Genomic DNA, 17088 nt, shown 5'->3' on the forward strand with positions numbered 1-17088 from the left:
CGATCCGATGAAGGCACAGCTGCGCTCGCGACGGACGATGGCGGTCCTGGTGGGGGTGGTCGTCGTCGGCCTCATCGTGTCGGCCGCCGCGGGCCTCTTCCAGGCCTTCGCGACCGCCCCCGAGGTACCCCCGCTGGAGCAGTCCCAGGAGCAGCCGGGGGCACCCGGGCCCCAGGCCGAGGAACCGCCTCCGGCCTCGGCGCTCGGCGAGGCCCCCGACGGCCTCAGCTACCGCTCCGGTGAGAACGACGTGTACTGCGAGGAGCAGGAGTGCGTCCGGCTCGTGCGCGTCCTCACCGAGGACGGCGAGCCCACCGACGACACCGAGGCCACCATCCAGGACGTCTTCGACCACCTCCTGGACGAGGACTGGCTGATCATGCTCCCCGAGGGCGTGGAGTCACCCGACGACGTGCCGCTCGAACAGACCGTCCTGACCGACGAGGAGGTCATGGTCGCCGACTCCTCCCAGCACGAGGACGAGGAGACCCCGGCGGTCCTGATGATCGGCGACTCCGCCCGGACGGGCTCCTGACCATGACCTTCCGCGCCGGTTGGCGGACGCCACGGCTCGGCTCACAACCGCACATCCCGAACGGAACCACGCATGTCTGAAGTCCCCGGTCCCGACACCGTCGCCTCGGCGCACAGCAGCCCGGACACGCCACAGCCGTACGCCGAACTGGGCATGGCCAAGGACGAGTACGAGCGGGTCCGAGAGATCCTGGGCCGCCGGCCCACGTCCGCCGAACTGGCGATCTACTCGGTCATGTGGAGCGAGCACTGCTCCTACAAGTCGTCCAAGGTGCACCTGCGCCAGTTCGGGGAGAAGGCCCCGGAGAACGACGCCCTGCTCGTGGGCATGGGCGAGAACGCGGGCGTGGTGGACGTGGGCGACGGCCGCGCCGTCACGTTCAAGATCGAGTCGCACAACCACCCGTCCTACGTGGAGCCGCACCAGGGGGCGGCCACCGGCGTGGGCGGCATCGTCCGCGACATCCTCACCATGGGCGCGCGGCCGGTCGCGGTCATGGACGCGCTGCGCTTCGGCCCGGCCGACGCCGACGACACCAAGCGGGTGCTGCCCGGCGTGGTCTCGGGCATCTCGTTCTACGGCAACTGCCTGGGCCTGCCCAACATCGGCGGCGAGATCGGCTTCGGGGCCGGCTACATCGGCAACCCGCTGGTCAACGCCCTGTGCGTGGGCGTGATGAAGCACGAGGACATCAAGCTGGCCCAGGCGCCCGGCCCGGGCAACAAGGTGGTGCTGTTCGGCGCGACCACCGGACCGGACGGCATCGGCGGCGCCTCCGTGCTGGCCAGCGCCACGTTCGACGACGAGTCGCACGCCAAGCGGCCGAGCGTGCAGGTCGGCGACCCGTTCATGGAGAAGCTGCTCATCGAGTGCAGCCTGGAGCTGTTCGCCGAGGACCTCGTCGTGGGCATCCAGGACCTGGGCGCGGCGGGCGTGTCCTGCGCGACCACCGAGCTGGCGGCGGGCGGCACCGGCGGCATGCGCATCCAGCTCGACCGGGTGCCGCTGCGCGACCACCGGCTCACTCCCGAGGAGATCCTCATGAGTGAGTCGCAGGAGCGCATGATGGCGATCGTCGAGCCCGCCAAGATGGCCGACTTCCTGGCCGTGTGCGAGAAGTGGCAGATCCTGGCCACGGAGATCGGCGAGGTCACCGACGTCACGCCCGAGGAGGCCGAGCGCGGCGGGCGGCTGGTGATGACCTGGCACGGCGAGACCGTAGTGGACATGCCGCCGCGGACCGCCTCCGACGAGGGCCCGGTCTACGAGCGCCCGTACGCGCGTCCGGCGGCGCAGGACGCGCTCCAGTCCGACGACCCGGCCGCGCTGCCGCGCCCGGCCGACGACGTCGAGCTGCGCGAGCAGGTACTGCGCGTGCTGGGCGCGCCCGGCGTGGGCGACCCGAGCTGGGTGACCCGGCAGTACGACAGCTACGTGCGCGGCGACACGGTGGTGTCCACGCCGCACGACTCGGGGATGATCCGCATCGCCGACGACTCCCACAGGGGTGTGGCGCTGGCCACGGACGGCAACGGCCGCTACACCCGGCTGGACCCGTACGCGGGGACGCAGCTGGCGTACGCGGAGGCGTTCCGCAACGTGGCGGCCACCGGGGCCCGCCCGCTGGCGGTCACCAACTGCCTCAACTTCGGCTCGCCCGAGGACTCCGGCGTGATGTGGCAGTTCGCCGAGTCCACCCGGGGTCTGGCCGACGCCTGCCTGCAGCTCGGGACGCCGGTGACCGGCGGCAACGTGAGCTTCTACAACCAGACCGGCGACGTGGCGATCAACCCGACGCCCGTCGTCGGCGTGCTCGGCGTCATCGACGACGTGCGCACGCGGCTGCGCAGCGCGTTCGACACCGACGGCGACCGGGTGTTCCTGCTGGGCGAGACGCGTGAGGAGTTCGGCGGCTCGGCGTGGGCGGACGTGGTGCACGGCCACCTGGGCGGGCTTCCGCCGCGGGTGGACCTGGCCGCGGAGGCCGCGCTGGGCGAGGTGCTGGCCACCGCCGCCGACCGCGGGCTGGCCGCCGCCGCGCACGACCTGTCCGACGGCGGCCTGGCGGTCGCGCTCGCCGAGTCGGCGCTGCGCGGCGGGCTGGGCCTGCGGGTGTCCGTGGACGGGGACGCGTTCACCGCCCTGTTCAGCGAGTCGGCCGCCCGCGCCGTGGTCGCGGTGCGCCCGGGCCAGGAGGAGGCCTTCCTGGCGCTGGCCGCCGACCACGGTGTCCCGGTCGCGGAGATCGGCACGGTGGGCGGCGACGCCCTCGCCGTCACCCACCCGGGCGGTGTCGTGCAGATCCCGTTGGAGGAGCTGCGCAGCGCCTACGAGTCCGCGCTGCCCGCCCTGATGGACGGCGTGTAGGACCAGGCGGGACCTGACCGACCGGAGCGGGGGCGCCCAGGAGGGCGTCCCCGCTCCGTCGCGTCCGTGGTCAGGGTCCGGGAGCGGCCGCCGGGAGGGCCCGCCGACTCGGCCGCGTCCGCCAGCCGCTTGTCGTAGGTGACGAAGCAGCTCAATGAACATCAGGCACCGTGGTCCTCTTCTCGCAGCTCCGCCAAGGCGTCCGTAGCCAGGCGCGTACCAGGCGGCGACGACTCGCGTGGCATACCCGCCGATTCGCCCGCGGTCGGCAGAGCAACCAGGTCACGCGGGTCCAACAGGCCGCGGTCGACCGCGCTCATGACCGCTTCCTCTGCCGGATCCGGAGGAAGAACACGGCCGACGGTCTCACCATGCCTGGTCACTGTGAATGACTCCCCGTGTCTGGCCCGGTCGAAGACGTCTGCGGCGTTCCGCTGAAGCTCACGAATCGAGATCCGGTGGGTCCTCGCCTCTGTGTCCATACGACTCAGGGGACGCCACTACGATCCGCGTGTCAGGCAAAGAGTACGAACTGGCAGACACACTTTCTCCCTTGTCTGTCGCCGTCGAGGCCGGGCGGGGCGGGTAGGGGAAAGGACACGGAGGAGCGGTAGGACCGGAGGAAGACGCGAAGGAGGCGGGCGACATGCGACGGGGCAGGTTGAAGGGGCCGCTGGGCAGCCACGACCGGCCGGCGAGCGCCCTCGGGTTCCGCATGGTGCTGGCGGTGTTCGGCGCGCTGATCCTGCTGGGCGGCACGATCGCCGCGCTGGTCTGGACCGAGGAGATCTGGCTGGCCGTCCTGTTGGGGGCGGGCTTCCTGGCCTCGTGCGTGAACGCCTACTGGGTGAGCCGTCGGCTGCGCTACGAGCAACGGGGGCGCTGAGGCCGGCCCGGGACGAGCATCGGATCGCCGGCGGGGGACATGTCCGCACCTGTGGCGGACCGCCGGACCACGGGCGCGTGGGCCCGGTGGCTGCCCCTGGTGCCGCTCACCGCCGCGGTCACCGTCCTCGCGGCGACCGGCGTCCTGCCGACCTGGCCGGGACTGGTGCACCTGGTGGCCCTGCCGCCGCTCGACCTCTTCGGTGACCTGCGCGTCCTGCTCACCACCACGACCGGGCCGGTGTCCTTCGGGTTCCTGCTGGCGGCGGTGCTCGCCGTGCGCGTGGTGGTTCTGGCGCTCATGACGGGCGGGCTCACCCGCGACCGTGTCGTGCTCGCCGCCGTGTTCTACGGGATTCTCCTGCCTCCGACGCTGCTCGCCGCCGAATCCGTGTACATCGCCGGGGCCCTCCTGTACTCCCGCCTGTACTGGGGCGCGCTGGCGGCGGTCGCGGTCCTCTTCGTCCTGGGCGCCGCCGTACCCTGGTCCGTTCGGGGCGACGGCCGGGCCCGCCTGCGGGACGGTGCCGCACGAGCGTGGCGTGCCGGGCTGCGCGTCGAGGTGCTCGTGCCCTACGGCGCGGCCGTGGTGGCGATCGGGGCGCTCGCCCACCTGTTCCCGCAACTGGCGGTCGCGCTCGTCCCCGTCTCGGCGCTCGCCACCGGGGCCGCCGCCACCGCGCTGTCGCGCCCGGCCCGCCCCGGCGGCCGGCGCCGGCTGGCGGCGGCCGCGGCGGTGCTCGTCCTGGTGGCCTGGGTGTGGGTGGGCTCGCGCACGGAGGCGGAGCCCGAGGCGGCGGTGCCGCGGGAGGGGTCGATCATGCTGATGTCGGGGATCGACTCGCACTCGGGCATGGGGGACATCTTCCGCAGCCGCACCGACCTGCTCGGCTACGACTGCGCGAGTACGTACTACTTCTCCTACGCGGGCGCGGGCGACGGGCAGCCACAGGGGCTCGCGCGGTGTCCCATCCGCACCGGTGCCCCCTATACCGCTGCGGACACGGAGCGGCCGATGGAGGAGCTGGTGGCGGCGTTCGCGGAGCAGACGGCGGATCTGCCGCGCCCGCTGGTGGTGGCGGGGCACTCCCAGGGCGCGTGGGTCGCGTGGGAGGCCGTGGCCACCGGAGCGGCGCCGCGCGTGGACGTGCTGGTCCTGGTCGGCCCCTTCCAGGAGAGCACGGGCGGGTACCGGCCGCCCGGCGCACCCGGTCCGGGACGCCCCGCGTCGGACCTGCTGCACCTGCTCGTACCGCTCAGCCGGGCGGTGGACTTCACCTTCGCCCCCCGTTCCCCGGCCGGGTACGAGCTGCTGGGCACGACGCGGGCCCCCGCTCGGATCATGGGTACGCCCCTGCCGGAGGACACCCGCTCACTGAGCATCACCTCGGCCACGGATCTGCCGCTCATGCCGTCCGGCCGGCGTCTGCCGGTGGACCGCAACGCCTGTCCCCTGCGCGCCCCGCATCCCTACCTGGCCACCACGGGGGGCTACTACGTCGAGGTCAACCGCTTCCTGGACGGCGATCCCGGGCTGGACTGCCCGGCCTTCCGTGACTGGGGCGTGCCCCTGTCGACGCCGTTCTCGGCTCCTCCCCTCCTTGTGGAGCCGGAACCCGGACCCCCCGGACGGTGAACAGCGGAGCCCTCGCCCCGGCGGCCTCCGCCGGACACGGCCCGACGCGCGGTGCCGGGCCGGGGACCGGAGTCCCCGACCCGGCACCGGCCGGACGGATCCGGATCAGCCCGCGGGCTCGACGTCCTTCGGGATCCACGGCCGCCACACGTCCGGGTTCTCCTCCACCCAGACCTCGGCCGCGTCCGTCGGGTCCATGCCCTCGTCGGCGATCATCTGCGCCACCCGGTTCTGGTCCGCGTTGGTCCACGTCCAGTTGTCGAGGAACTGGTAGGCGGGGTCGCCCGTCTCCGCGAACCCGGCCCGGAAGATCTTGTTCAGCTCGTAGGCCGGGTAGTCGCAGGGAACCTCGGACGGGTCGTCGGCGCACCCCTCCTCGTAGTCCGGGAAGTCCACCCGGACCAGGTCCAGCTCCTCCTGGAGCCACTGCGGGTCGTAGAAGTAGAAGAGCACCGGCTCCTCGTTGGCGTACCGCCGCCGGACCTCGGTGATCTGTGAGGCCTCGGAACCCGCGTAGACGATCTCCAGGTCCAGGTCGAACGCGTCGATCATCCCCTGGTCCTGGGTGACGAACCCGGGCGCGCCGCCCAGGAACTCGCCCTGGTCGCCGGTCTCGGCGGTCCGGAACAGGTCCGTGTGCTCCTTGAGCCCCTCCACGGTGGTGATCTCCGGGTACTCCTCCTCCATGTAGGCGGGCACGTACCAGCCGATCACCCCCTCGTTGCCGTTGGGGCCGCCGTCGACCACGGTGCCGTTGCCCTCGGGGCCGTAGAGCTCCATGAGGTCCTCGTGACCCCAGTTCTCCACGATGACGTCCAGCACGCCCTGGTCCAGGGCCTGCCACGACGGCTGCTCGGACACCCGCATGAGCTGGACCTCGTAGCCCATCTCCTCACGCAGGACGTACGCCAACACCTCGGCGCTGGCCTCGTAGCCGACCCACCCGTTCAGGGCGATCCGTACGGTGTTCGGGTCCCGCGCGATCTGGTCCGTGCGCACCGCGCACGCGCTGACCATCATCAGTGCCAGTCCGACCGCCAGCAGCCGGACCAGGGCGTGTTCCGTGGATGCCGCCCGTCGCGAGCGGCGCATCCAGTGGTGCTCTCGCAAGGCCGAAGAGGAAGTCAGCCCGGGTTTGGCTGTCGACTGATGAGAACGCCGCGAGAGTGCCGCTGGGGCGCCGCGCAGTAGGGCGAGTATCCGCGGAACATGCCCTAGGGCACCCTTCCTCATGAACCTAGGCACGGGGTGCCCTCCTTCCCTGTGTCACACGGTCCAGGAACAGGCCCAGGCACACGATCGCCAGGCCGGAGGCCAGACCCAGGCCGAGTTCGTTCTGCGCCAGCCCGAACACCACGTCGAAGCCGAGCGATCCGGCGCCGACCAGCGCGCCCATGACGACCATGGACAGCACCAGGATGATCCCCTGGTTGACGGCCAGCAGCAGCGAGCCGCGGGCCATCGGCAGCTCCACCTTGCTGAGCAGCTGCCACTTGGTGGAGCCCTGCGACAGCGCCGCCTCCTTGGTCGCCGCCGGGACCCCGCGGATCCCGTCGTTGACCAGCCGGATGACCGGCGGGAGCGCGAAGATGACCGCGGCCACCAGCGCGGGGACGCGGCCGATGGTGAACAGCGCGACCGCCGGGATGAGGTACACGAACGGCGGCAGGGTCTGCATGGCGTCCAGGACCGGCCGCAGGAGCATCGCGAACACGTCGCTGCGCGACATCAGCACGCCGACCGCCACGCCCAGCGCGAGGGTGACCGCCGACGCCACGAGCACCTGCGACAGCGTGTCCATCGCGTTGACCCACACGCCCAGGAGACCGATGACCACGAACGACGCCCCCGAGACGAGCCCCGCCCGCCATCCGGCGAGGGTCCAGCCCAGAGCCGCGGCCACGACGACCACCAGCCACCAGGGCGACCCGGTCAACAGCGCGCTGAGCGGGGTGAGGACCCAGTCGAGCGTCCATTCGGACAGGGCGGCGGTGTAGGTCCCGATCCCCGCCTGCACGGCCTCGTAGAAGGCGTTGACCGGCGCGCTGATGTCCACGGACAACTCGCGCGGCCAGCCGCCCGCGCCCACGGCCCGCGCCGCGGTGACCACGACGATCACCGCGACCAGCCCCGTCCCCAGCACGGGCAGCCTGAACCGCGGGGGGATGTGGGGGGTGCGCGCCCCGTGGCCGACGGCGCCCGTCACCCGGTCCATCGCGATCGCCAGCATGACGATCGCCAGACCGGCCTGGAAGGCCTCGCCGACGTTGACCTTGGACAGCGCCTGGTAGATCGCGTCGCCCAGACCGCCCGCGCCGATGACCGACGCGATGACGACCATGGAGACGGCCAGCATGATGGTCTGGTTGACGCCCAGCAGGATGGTGCGCTTGGCCATCGGCAGCTGCACCTTGGTGAGGACCTGCCAGGGCGTCGAGCCGAGCGACGTCGTCGCCTCCACCGCGCCCTTGGGGACCTCGCGGATGCCGAGCGCGGTGATGCGCACCGCGGGCGGGATCGCGTAGACCGCCGTCACCACGGCCGCCGCAGGGTTGCCGATGCCGAACAGCAGCACGAACGGCAGCAGGTAGGCGAACGCGGGCATGATCTGCATGAAGTCCAGGACCGGGCGGATTCCCCGGTGGAACGCCTCGCTGCGGCCGGCCAGGATGCCCAGCGGGACGCCGAACACCAGCGCGATGAGCACCGAGGTGATGATCAGGGCCAGCGTGGTCATCGACTCGTCCCACAGGCCGGTCAGCGCGAACACCGCGAAGGTGGCCAGCACCAGCAGTGCCACCCGCCATCCGGCGACGCGCCAGGCGCCGAGAACGCCGATGACCGTGACTCCGGCCCAGGTGAGCAGGTCCAGGACCCGGTTGATGAGGACGACCGCGGAGCCCAGGCCCACGGAGACGTAGTTGAAGCCGTACAGGAACAGCGGGCTGTCGTTGCGGTTCTCGACGATCCAGGCGTAGACGCCGTCGAGCCAGGCCATGAAGCGGTCGCCGATGCCGGTCGGGAACGGTCCCGCCCAGGCGGGGGAGCCCAGGTACCGGAACAGCCCGTACCCGGCCACGAACACCGCGATCACGGCCAGTGCCCGCACCCAGGGGTTGGCGAGCACGCTGGGCTGACGGGGCCCCGCGGCCCCTCCGACTCCTCCGGACCCGCCGGTGGCGGGTCGGGTCAGCGCGGCCATGTCACCCACCGTTCCCGGTCGGGGCGGGACCACCGTGGCCGGTGGGGTTCGAGGGGGCGCCCGGGGTGCTCCCGCGCGCCTCGCCCCCCTGGGGGCCCGTGTCCCCGTCGGCGGCGCGCTCGGCGGGGTCGGTGGACTCCTCCGACAGCTCCCCGACGGTCTCCTCGATGGCCACGGCCACCGCGTTCTCGGACAGCTGGTCCTCGGCGATGGCGCGCAGCACGTCGTCGCGGCCCACGTAGCCGAGGAGGGTGTCGCCCTCCACGACCCGCACGGGGGCGGTGCTCGCCGCGAGCATCGGCAGGACCTCCGCCAGGACCGTGCCCGGCTCGGTGACCGGGCCGTCCGTGCGTTCCCCGGGGTAGGCGTCGCGCACCAGCCACCGCGCGGTCAGCACGGTCGTGCGCGCCACGTCGGAGGTGAAGTCGGCGACGTAGGCGTTGGCCGGGCGGCCCACCACCTCCTCCGGGGTGCCGACCTGGACGAGTTCGCCGTCGCGCATGATGGCGATGCGGTCGCCCAGCTTCAGGGCCTCCTGGAGGTCGTGGGTGATGAACACCGACGTCTTGTTCAGCTCGCGCTGGAGCCGGGAGACCTCGGCCTGCATGTCGCGGCGGATCAGCGGGTCGAGCGCGCTGAACGGCTCGTCGAACATCAGCACCTCGGGGTCGACGGCCAGCGCGCGGGCCAGGCCGACCCGCTGCTGCATGCCGCCGCTCAGCTCGCCGGGCCGCGCGTTCTCGTAGCCCGACAGGCCGACCATGTCGATCATCTCGCCCGCGCGGGCGTAGCGCTCGGCGCGGCCCATGCCGCGCACCTCCAGCCCGTAGGCCACGTTGTCGACGATGCGCCGGTTCGGCAGCAGTCCGAAGTGCTGGAAGACCATGGCCATCTTGTGGCGGCGAAGCTCGCGCAGGCGCTGCTGCCCCGCCGCACCGATGTCCTCGCCGTCGAGCAGGACCTGCCCGGCGGTCGGCTCGATGAGGCGGCTCAGGCAGCGGATCAGGGTCGACTTGCCGGACCCGGACAGGCCCATGACGACGAAGATCTCGCCGGGGCGGACGTCGAAGGACACGTCGCGCACGGCCACGGTGCAGCCGGTCTCCTCCTTGATCCGGTCCCGGTCGGCGGTCTCCAGCTCGGTGCCGATGACCTTGTCGGCGTTCCTCCCGAAGATCTTCCACAGGCCCCGGACGGAGAAGGTGACGTCGGTGCCGCCTTCGAGGGACTCCGGTTCCCTGGCGGTCTGTGTGCTCATCTGGTGGACTCCTGGAGGTGGTCCTCACGGATCAGGTCGGCCGCGCGCTCACCGAGCGCGAGCACCATCACCATGGGGTTGGGGGTGGGCAGGGTGGGGAACACCGAGGCGTCGGCCACGCGCAGCCCCCGCAGCCCGCGCACGCGCAGGCGGGGGTCCACGACGGCGCCGTCGTCCTCCGCGGCGCCCATCCGGCAGGTGCCCGCCGGGTGGTAGACGGTGTGCGCGGCGCGGCGGCCGTACTCCGACAGCTCCTCGTCGGACCGGACCCCGGGTCCGGGCGCGACCTCGCGCTTGATCCACGAGCGGAACGGCTCGGTCGCGGCCACCTCGCGGGCGATCTTCAGCCCGTCCACGATGGTCTGCTCGTCGTAGCCGTCGGGGTCGGTGAAGTAGCGGAAGTCCAGCGCGGGCTTGGCCTGGGGGTCGCCGCTGGTGAGGTAGAGCTTGCCGCGTGAGCGGGACCGGGGGATGTTCGGCGTCATGCAGACCGCGTAGCCGTCCTCCGGCGACTCGTAGCCCAGCCGCTTCGTGTTGTCGTCGAAGGGGATCTGGTAGATGTGGAACATCAGGTCCGGGCGCGGGTCGCCGTCGTGGCGGCGGACGAACAGCGCCGCGTCGGAGTCCATCACGGTCTCCCGCGGCACCGGCCGGTCGGTCTCCCACATGATGATGGACTCGGGGTGGTCCAGGAGGTTCTCTCCGACGCCGGGCAGGTCGTGGCGGGCCTCGATGCCCACCTCGCGCAGCTCCTCGGCGTTGCCCACCCCGGAGAGCATGAGCAGGCGGGGGCTGTCGACCGCGCCCGCGGACAGCACGACCTCGCGCCGGGCGCCGACCGTGACGCGCTCGCCGTCCCTGGTCGTGGCGCTGACCCCGGTGGCGCGGTCGCCGTCGAACTCGATCCGGTCCACCCACGTCTCCAGCATGACCGTGAGGTTCTCGCGCACGCCCATGATCGGGTGGAGGTAGGCGACCGAGGCCGAGGACCGGTGCCCGGTGTAGGGGTCGTAGGCGATGGAGAGGAAGCCCGCGCCGCCCGAGAAGCCTCCGCCGTGCGAGGTCAGGGCGTTGAAGTCCGCCACGACCGGGACGCCGGCCGCCTCGGCGGCCGAGGCCACCCAGTCCTTGACCATGGCGTTGCGGTCCTTCTCCGCGACCGGCACGATGTTGCACTTGATCCGGTCGGCGTAGGACTGGACGGTGGCGTTGTCCCAGCCCTCGGCGCCCGCGGCGACCCAGTCGTCCAGGTCCTCGGCGAACGGCCGGAAGCTGATGAGCGTGTTGTGCGACGAACAGCCGCCGAGCACGCGGGCGCGCGAGTGCAGGATGTGCGAGTTGCCGCGCGGCTGTTCGACGGTGGTGTAGCCGTAGTCGAGGTCGCTGTCCAGCACGCTCAGCCACTCGCGCAGCTGGAGGACGTTCTCGTGGTCGCGGTCGTCGGGACCGCCCTCGATGAGGCACACGGTGGTGCCGGGGTCCTCCGTCAGCCGGTTGGCGATGACGGAGCCCGCTGTGCCACCACCCACGATGACGTAGTCGTAGGTGGTCCGGGTGTCGGACACGGCCTGTTCCTCTCGTTGTCGCTGAGTCGGGGGATAGCCCGGGGGGAAACCGACCTCTGCTGTGTTCTGGTGTGTGTGCGCGTGCGGTGCGTGAGCGGTCGCGGGCACCGCGGCGCGTCCGCCGATCGGGCGGATGCGCCGCGGCACCGCGCGCCGCTCTCGTCGCGCGCGCCGCCCGGGCGTCCGGCCCGGAGCGGCGCGATCGCGTGGCGGCCAGGGAGTGCGTGGCGGGTGCTGCCCGTCGTGAACGGCGCGGGTGTCCGCCACACGCCCTAGCCGAACCAGCGCTGGGGTTCGGGGGCCAGGTTGCGGTAGACGTGCTTGGCCTCGCGGTACTCGTCCAGGCCGGCGAACCCCAGCTCGCGTCCGATGCCGCTGCGGCCGTAGCCGCCCCACTCGGCGCCGGGGAAGTACGGGCCGTAGTCGTTGACCCAGATCGTGCCGTGGCGCAGGGCGGCGGCGACGCGCTCGCCGCGCCCGGTGTCGTTCGTCCACACGCCGCCGGAGAGCCCGTAGTCGGTGTCGTTGCCCAGCTCGATCGCCTGGGCCTCGGTCTCGAACCGCTCCACGGTCACGACCGGGCCGAAGACCTCGGTCTGGACGATGTCCATGGACCGGTCGCAGTCCACGAACACGGTGGGCCGGTAGAAGTAGCCGCGGGCGAGCTCGGGGTCGTCCGGGCGCTTGCCGCCGGCGATGATCCGGGCGCCCTCCTCGACACCGCGGGCGACGGCGGCCTCCACCTTGGCGCGGTGCTCGGCCGAGACCAGCGGTCCGCAGCGCACGCCCTCGTCCTGGCCGCGGCCGATGCGGATGGCCTCGGCCCGGCGGGCGAGTTCGGTGGTGAAGGCGTCGTGGATGTCGTTGTGCACGATCAGCCGGGCGCCCGCCGAGCAGACCTGGCCGGAGTGGAAGAACGCGGCACTGAGCGCGTAGTCCACGGCGGTGTCCAGGTCCACGTCCGGGAAGATGATGTTCGGGTTCTTGCCGCCGAGCTCCAGCGCGACGGTCTTGACGGTCTCCGCGGCCGAGGCCATGATGCGGCGCCCGGTGGCCAGGCCGCCGGTGAAGGAGACCAGGTCCACGTCGCGGTGCTCCGAGAGCGGGGCGCCGGCGTCGGGGCCGCTGCCCAGGACCAGGTTCACCACGCCAGCGGGGATCCCGGCCTCGGTGGCCAGCTCGACCAGCTTGCAGGTGGTGACCGGGGTGATCTCGCTGGGCTTGATCACCATGGTGTTGCCGGCCGCGATGGCCGGGGCCATCTTCCAGGCGAGCTGGAGCAGCGGGTAGTTCCAGGGCGTGATCATGCCGCAGACGCCGACGGGCTCGTACACGACCTTGCTGTGCACGCCCTCGGGCGCGGACACGACACGGCCGGCGTCCTTGTCGGCGAGTCCGGCGTAGTAGCGGAAGACGTTGGTGACGTCGTCGACGTCGATGCCGCCCTCCTCGATCGTCTTGCCGGTGTCCAGCGACTCCATGACCGAGATCTCCTCGCGGTCGCGCTGGAGGAGGTCGGCGATGCGGTCGAGGACGCGGCCGCGCTCGTCGGCGGCGGTCCGGCGCCACTCCCCGGTGTCGAAGGCGCGTCGCGCGGCGGCGATGGCGGCCTCGGTGTCGGGGCGTCCCCCCTCGCTCACGATGGTGAGGACGGAGGCGTCGGCCGGGTTCAGGATCTCCCTGACACGGCCGTTGTGGGCGGCTCGCCACTGGCCGTCGATGTAGAGGCTCGTGGCCTCGGACGCGCCCGGTTCGGACAGGTAGGGCACGGTGGGTAGGGATACGTCGGGCTGGTTCACGGGTCCGGTTTGCCCAAGATCGGTGGTCACAAACTGCCTCGTCTCATACGACACTTTCGCCCCAAGGCTCCCACAAGCCCGTCTGAGCAGTAAAAACCACGCTCTGGGGGCAGGTGAACCCGTGGCGTGAGTCACGTGTGCACAGCATCACCACATCTACGCGCGTGAGCCGGGGTCCTCACGGACCAATCGCGGGCCTGGGGAAGACCAGGCCAAGAGTTTGACGTACATTTAGGTGTACCTAAGTGGATTCGCCCGGATCACGGGCGGCCACGGACCCGCCCGCCCCAGGACCGCGCCACCGCACCGGCGCACCCTCGAGGAAGCGCATGCTGCTTGAACAGGAACGACGCGACGTCTGCCTGACCGCCCGTGCCCTCGCCGCCCATACCGGAACCGCCCCCGGGGAATCGGGAACCGTCAGCGTCCGCAGCGGCGACCTGGTGGTCGTCACCCCGCACGGCGTCCCGCTCGACCAGCTCCAGGCCGCGGACTGCCCGGTGATGTCGCTGGACGACCGTGTCCTGGAGGGGCGCCGCGACCCGGCCGCCGAGGCCACCCTGCACCTGGCCGTGCACCGCCGGGCCGCCGACCACGACGACGCGGTCACCGCGGTCGTCAACGCCTTCACCGCCGACACCGTCGCGGTGTCGTCGGTCCTGGCCGAGCTGCCCCCGATCCACCACCGCGCGGCCGCCCTGGGCGGTGCGATCACCGTCACCCCCTACACGCTCTACGGCACCGGCGAGATCGCCGACCACGCGGTCAAGGCGCTCAAGGGCCGCGACGCCGCCCTGCTCGCCGGACACGGCGGCCTCGCGCTGGGGCACGGGCTGGAGCACGCGCTGGAGAACCTGCGGCTGCTGGACTGGCTGAGCGCCGCCTACCTGCGGGCGCGCCAGATCGGGGAGCCCCGGGCGCTGTCCGAGGACGAGCTGGCCAGGATCCGCCACCGCGACACCTACGGCTGGGCGGGCCCGGACATCTGGTGACCGGCTAGTCGACCTCGGTAGCCAGGACCCCGGGCAGATCCCCGAACCGGGCCTTGGCGTCACGACTCACGACCGTGCGCCCGGTCTGCGCCGCGTGCGCGGCGATGATGAGGTCATGCTTTCCCCTGGGGATTCCGCCGCGCCTGGTTTGGGCGATCAGTGCCGCGTGATGAGCCGCCGTCGCTTCCGTGTACTCCAGGACCTCCACGTTTTCCGTGATCGCGGCCAGTGCCCTGGAACGTTCGGCCGCCCGTGCAGCGGTGTCCGCCATCTCGACGCCGACTCGGTACTCCGCGATCGTGATCGCCGCGACCGACAGGTCGTCCTCGTCGAAGGCGGACCTGTCGATCGCCCCGCGTTCGTAGGAGATGAGGACGTTGGTGTCCAGGATCAGGCGTCGGCCCACGGGTCGGCCTCCTCGTTCGTGAGAAAGGCCAACGCTTCGTTGATGTCGCTCTCGAACCTGTCGTCAGGCGGCGTGATGCCTTCAAGCGCCGCACGCAGGTCCGCGCCGGTGCGGCGACGAGCCGGGCCGATCTCGGCGACGGGCGACTTTCCCCTCGTGATGGTCACGCGCTCGCCGTTCTCGATCGCGTCCAGGAGATCCGAGAACTTCCTCGCAGCCTCGGTCGCGGTGATCGTTCGCATACATACCATGATATCTGACTATCAGATTTCCACCAGGGTCGCCTGGGAAACGCGGAACTCCTTCCCTGGCCGTGCAGTCGGGTGGGCTACTGGCCGATGCGGGGGAAGGGTTCGGTGGAGAAGACGACCTCCACCGGCACCTCGAAGTAGCGGGCGATCCGCATCGCCAGGTGCAGGCTGGGGCTGTACTCGCCCCGCTCCAGGTAGCCGACGGTCTGGTAGTGGACCCCCAGGGCCTCGGCCAGCGCGCGGCGCGACACCCCCCGCTCGGCGCGCAGCACCGCGATGCGGTTGTAGATCACCTCGGATCCGCCCGCCGACGCCTTGGCGCGGCGTCCGGATCCGTTGCTCTTGTTCTCAGTAGGCACGCTTCATCGCCTTTTCCCTGGCCGCCTGGACGCGCGACCCCGACTCCCGACGGGCCATCCGCCGCAGCACCCACGGCGCCACGAGGAATCCGACCACCGCCCACAGTGCCAGAACCCCGGCGACCTGGGGCAGCTGCCACGATCCGGCCATCTCCAGGGCCGCGTAGTCGTCGGGCAGCGCCCCCGCGCGCACGCCGAGCCCCATCCAGTAGATCGGGAGGAACAGGGCGGCCGTCCCCACCCAGTCGGGCAGGAAGTCCAGCGGGAAAAGGATGCCGGAACCCATCAGCAGGAAGACGATCGGCACCATCAGAAGCCCCACGAACCTCGGGTTGGAGATGAGGGAGCCGGCGATCGCCCCGAACGGGGCCAGGGCGAGCGCGCCCAGCACGCAGACCCAGACGAGGGTGGCCGCCGCGCCCCAGCTCGGAGGGTCGAAGCCCTCGACCAGGAACAGGCCGGGCACGACCATGAGGGCCAGCGAGGTCAGCACGATCCCCACGATGTGGACGACCTTGGCGACGGTGTAGCCGAGCATGCCGTGCGGCAGGGTCTTGGCCCGCAGGAGCGTGCCGTTCTCGCGCTCGGCGGCCAGCACCTGGGCCACGGTCAGCAGGCCCGCCATCACGAGGGTGAAGACCACACCGCCGGTGTAGGTCACCGCGCCGTAGGTGGTGTCGGCCTCCTCCACCCGCCCCCTGGACATGAACGTGCCGAGGACGACGAACAGGACCGGCATGTAGAAGTAGCCGAACAGCTCCATCGGGCTGGCGAACGAGCCGCGGAACTCCAGCAGCCCACGGGACAGGCCGGCTCGGACCGCGTTGACGGCGGGGTTCATCGGATCTCCTTCACGAACTCGTGCGCGGCCGTCTCCGTCTCGCCGGACTCGTACCGCGCGACCATGTCGAGGTAGACGTCCTCCAGGGAGGGCCGGACGACCCGCAGGTCGGCCAGGTCGTCGCCGAGCGCGGCGTACAGTTCGGCCACGTGGCGGGCCGGGGCGCCGGTGACGTGGACGTGGCGCTGGCCGCCGACCCGCCAGGAGACCTCGCTCTCCCGCTCGACGAGCGCGGACAGCTGCTCCACGCTGCCGTCGGCGACGATGGTGCCGCCCGCGAGGATGAGGATCCGGTCGGCGAGCTTCTCCGCCTCGTCGAGGTCGTGCGTGGTGAGCAGCACCGCGGTGTCGTCCGTGTCGACGATGTCGTGGACGAGTTCGTGGAAGCTCCGGCGCGCCTGGGGGTCGAACCCGGCGGTGGGCTCGTCGAGGAAGAGCACCTCCGGACGACCGACCACGCCGATCGCCACGTCCAGGCGGCGGCGCTGCCCGCCGGAGAGCTTGGTGATCTTCGTGCCCGCCTGGTCGGAGAGGCCGACACGCTCCAGGAGGGCGTCGGTGTCGTGGGGGCGGGCGCGGTCCCGGGTGGAGTAGGGCGCGTAGAAGCGGCCGAAGTGGCTCAGGAGGTCGCGGACCCGCCACCCGCCGTGGTCGCGCCAGGTCTGCAGGACCACGCCGAGTCGGGCGCGCCAGTCCTCACCTCCGCGTTCGGGATCGGAGCCGAGCACGTCGACCGTGCCCGCCGAGCGCTTCCGGAACCCTTCGAGGATCTCGATGGTCGTGGTCTTGCCCGCGCCGTTCGGGCCGAGGAGCGCGATCACCTCGCCCCGGCGGGCGGTGAAGTCGACACCCCGGAGCACCTCGGCTGTGCCGTAGTTCATCCGCAGACCGCTGACCCGGACCACGGCGTCGGCGGGCTCACCCGACGCCTGCGCCGCCGCCCGCGACACCTCCCCGGTCGGAGCACTCATCACAGGACTCCCTCCATTGAT

General features: G+C 71.8%; 16 protein-coding genes. 5 read left to right on the top strand and 11 right to left on the bottom strand.

The window, feature by feature from the left end; all coding sequences use genetic code 11:
- The first annotated feature begins 7 nt into the window (after window positions 1-7).
- Both ADL05_RS23745 and purL read left to right on the top strand, forming a co-directional pair.
- Complete coding sequence (locus ADL05_RS23745; protein ID WP_053619221.1) at window positions 8-535, top strand: hypothetical protein; 528 nt, start codon at window positions 8-10, stop codon at window positions 533-535.
- 72 nt (window positions 536-607) lie between these two features.
- On the top strand, window positions 608-2902 hold the full coding sequence (gene purL, locus ADL05_RS23750) for a phosphoribosylformylglycinamidine synthase subunit PurL (RefSeq protein ID WP_053619222.1): 2295 nt from the start codon (window positions 608-610) through the stop codon (window positions 2900-2902).
- A 161-nt stretch (window positions 2903-3063) separates the two neighbouring features.
- Here the strand turns inward: purL and ADL05_RS30010 are convergent, their stop codons facing one another.
- The gene (locus ADL05_RS30010) at window positions 3064-3384 is read right to left on the bottom strand and encodes a type II toxin-antitoxin system Phd/YefM family antitoxin (protein WP_082376821.1); all 321 of its coding nucleotides are present in this window, start codon (window positions 3382-3384) and stop codon (window positions 3064-3066) included.
- Between the two features lie 164 nt (window positions 3385-3548).
- On the opposite strand from ADL05_RS30010, the gene ADL05_RS23755 reads away from it, so the two are divergent.
- Window positions 3549-3788, top strand: a complete 240-nt coding sequence (locus ADL05_RS23755) for a hypothetical protein (protein WP_053619223.1) — start codon at window positions 3549-3551, stop codon at window positions 3786-3788.
- A 39-nt stretch (window positions 3789-3827) separates the two neighbouring features.
- A complete protein-coding gene (locus ADL05_RS23760; RefSeq protein ID WP_053619224.1) occupies window positions 3828-5423 on the top strand; it encodes an alpha/beta hydrolase in 1596 nt (531 codons plus the stop codon).
- A gap of 105 nt (window positions 5424-5528) precedes the next feature.
- Here the strand turns inward: ADL05_RS23760 and ADL05_RS23765 are convergent, their stop codons facing one another.
- The 5 genes from ADL05_RS23765 to ADL05_RS23785 form a co-directional block, all read right to left on the bottom strand.
- Window positions 5529-6515 carry an ABC transporter substrate-binding protein gene (locus ADL05_RS23765; protein WP_053619225.1) on the bottom strand — a complete coding sequence of 329 codons (987 nt, stop codon included), beginning with the start codon at window positions 6513-6515 and terminating at the stop codon, window positions 5529-5531.
- Between the two features lie 145 nt (window positions 6516-6660).
- The gene (locus ADL05_RS23770) at window positions 6661-8634 is read right to left on the bottom strand and encodes an ABC transporter permease subunit (RefSeq protein WP_053619226.1); all 1974 of its coding nucleotides are present in this window, start codon (window positions 8632-8634) and stop codon (window positions 6661-6663) included.
- A complete protein-coding gene (locus ADL05_RS23775) occupies window positions 8627-9883 on the bottom strand; it encodes a glycine betaine/L-proline ABC transporter ATP-binding protein (RefSeq protein WP_082376823.1) in 1257 nt (418 codons plus the stop codon). The genes ADL05_RS23770 and ADL05_RS23775 overlap by 8 nt, the downstream gene beginning before the upstream one ends.
- Entirely contained in the window at window positions 9880-11448 is a 1569-nt protein-coding gene (locus ADL05_RS23780; protein WP_053619227.1) for a GMC family oxidoreductase, read from the bottom strand. The genes ADL05_RS23775 and ADL05_RS23780 overlap by 4 nt, the downstream gene beginning before the upstream one ends.
- A gap of 272 nt (window positions 11449-11720) precedes the next feature.
- Window positions 11721-13247, bottom strand: a complete 1527-nt coding sequence (locus tag ADL05_RS23785) for an aldehyde dehydrogenase family protein (RefSeq protein WP_053619228.1) — start codon at window positions 13245-13247, stop codon at window positions 11721-11723.
- A gap of 329 nt (window positions 13248-13576) precedes the next feature.
- Here ADL05_RS23785 and ADL05_RS23790 point away from each other — a divergent pair, with 329 nt between their 5' ends.
- A complete protein-coding gene (locus ADL05_RS23790) occupies window positions 13577-14239 on the top strand; it encodes a class II aldolase/adducin family protein (protein WP_053619229.1) in 663 nt (220 codons plus the stop codon).
- Window positions 14240-14243: 4 nt separating this feature from the next.
- Here ADL05_RS23790 and ADL05_RS23795 read toward each other — a convergent pair whose 3' ends face one another.
- From ADL05_RS23795 to ADL05_RS23815, 5 genes are all read right to left on the bottom strand, one after another.
- Complete coding sequence (locus tag ADL05_RS23795; protein ID WP_053619230.1) at window positions 14244-14645, bottom strand: type II toxin-antitoxin system VapC family toxin; 402 nt, start codon at window positions 14643-14645, stop codon at window positions 14244-14246.
- Window positions 14630-14887, bottom strand: coding sequence for a type II toxin-antitoxin system Phd/YefM family antitoxin (locus ADL05_RS23800; RefSeq protein ID WP_053619231.1), 258 nt, complete (start codon window positions 14885-14887; stop codon window positions 14630-14632). Before ADL05_RS23800 ends, ADL05_RS23795 begins: the two co-directional genes overlap by 16 nt.
- Window positions 14888-14973: 86 nt before the next feature.
- Entirely contained in the window at window positions 14974-15255 is a 282-nt protein-coding gene (locus tag ADL05_RS23805; protein ID WP_053619232.1) for a helix-turn-helix transcriptional regulator, read from the bottom strand.
- Window positions 15245-16096: an ABC transporter permease gene (locus ADL05_RS23810; RefSeq protein WP_053619233.1), complete on the bottom strand. Its 852-nt coding sequence runs from the start codon at window positions 16094-16096 to the stop codon at window positions 15245-15247. Before ADL05_RS23810 ends, ADL05_RS23805 begins: the two co-directional genes overlap by 11 nt.
- On the bottom strand, window positions 16093-17067 hold the full coding sequence (locus tag ADL05_RS23815; protein WP_053619234.1) for an ABC transporter ATP-binding protein: 975 nt from the start codon (window positions 17065-17067) through the stop codon (window positions 16093-16095). Before ADL05_RS23815 ends, ADL05_RS23810 begins: the two co-directional genes overlap by 4 nt.
- Window positions 17068-17088 lie beyond the last annotated feature (21 nt).

The organism is Nocardiopsis sp. NRRL B-16309 (genome assembly GCF_001279585.1).
GTDB lineage: Bacteria > Actinomycetota > Actinomycetes > Streptosporangiales > Streptosporangiaceae > Nocardiopsis.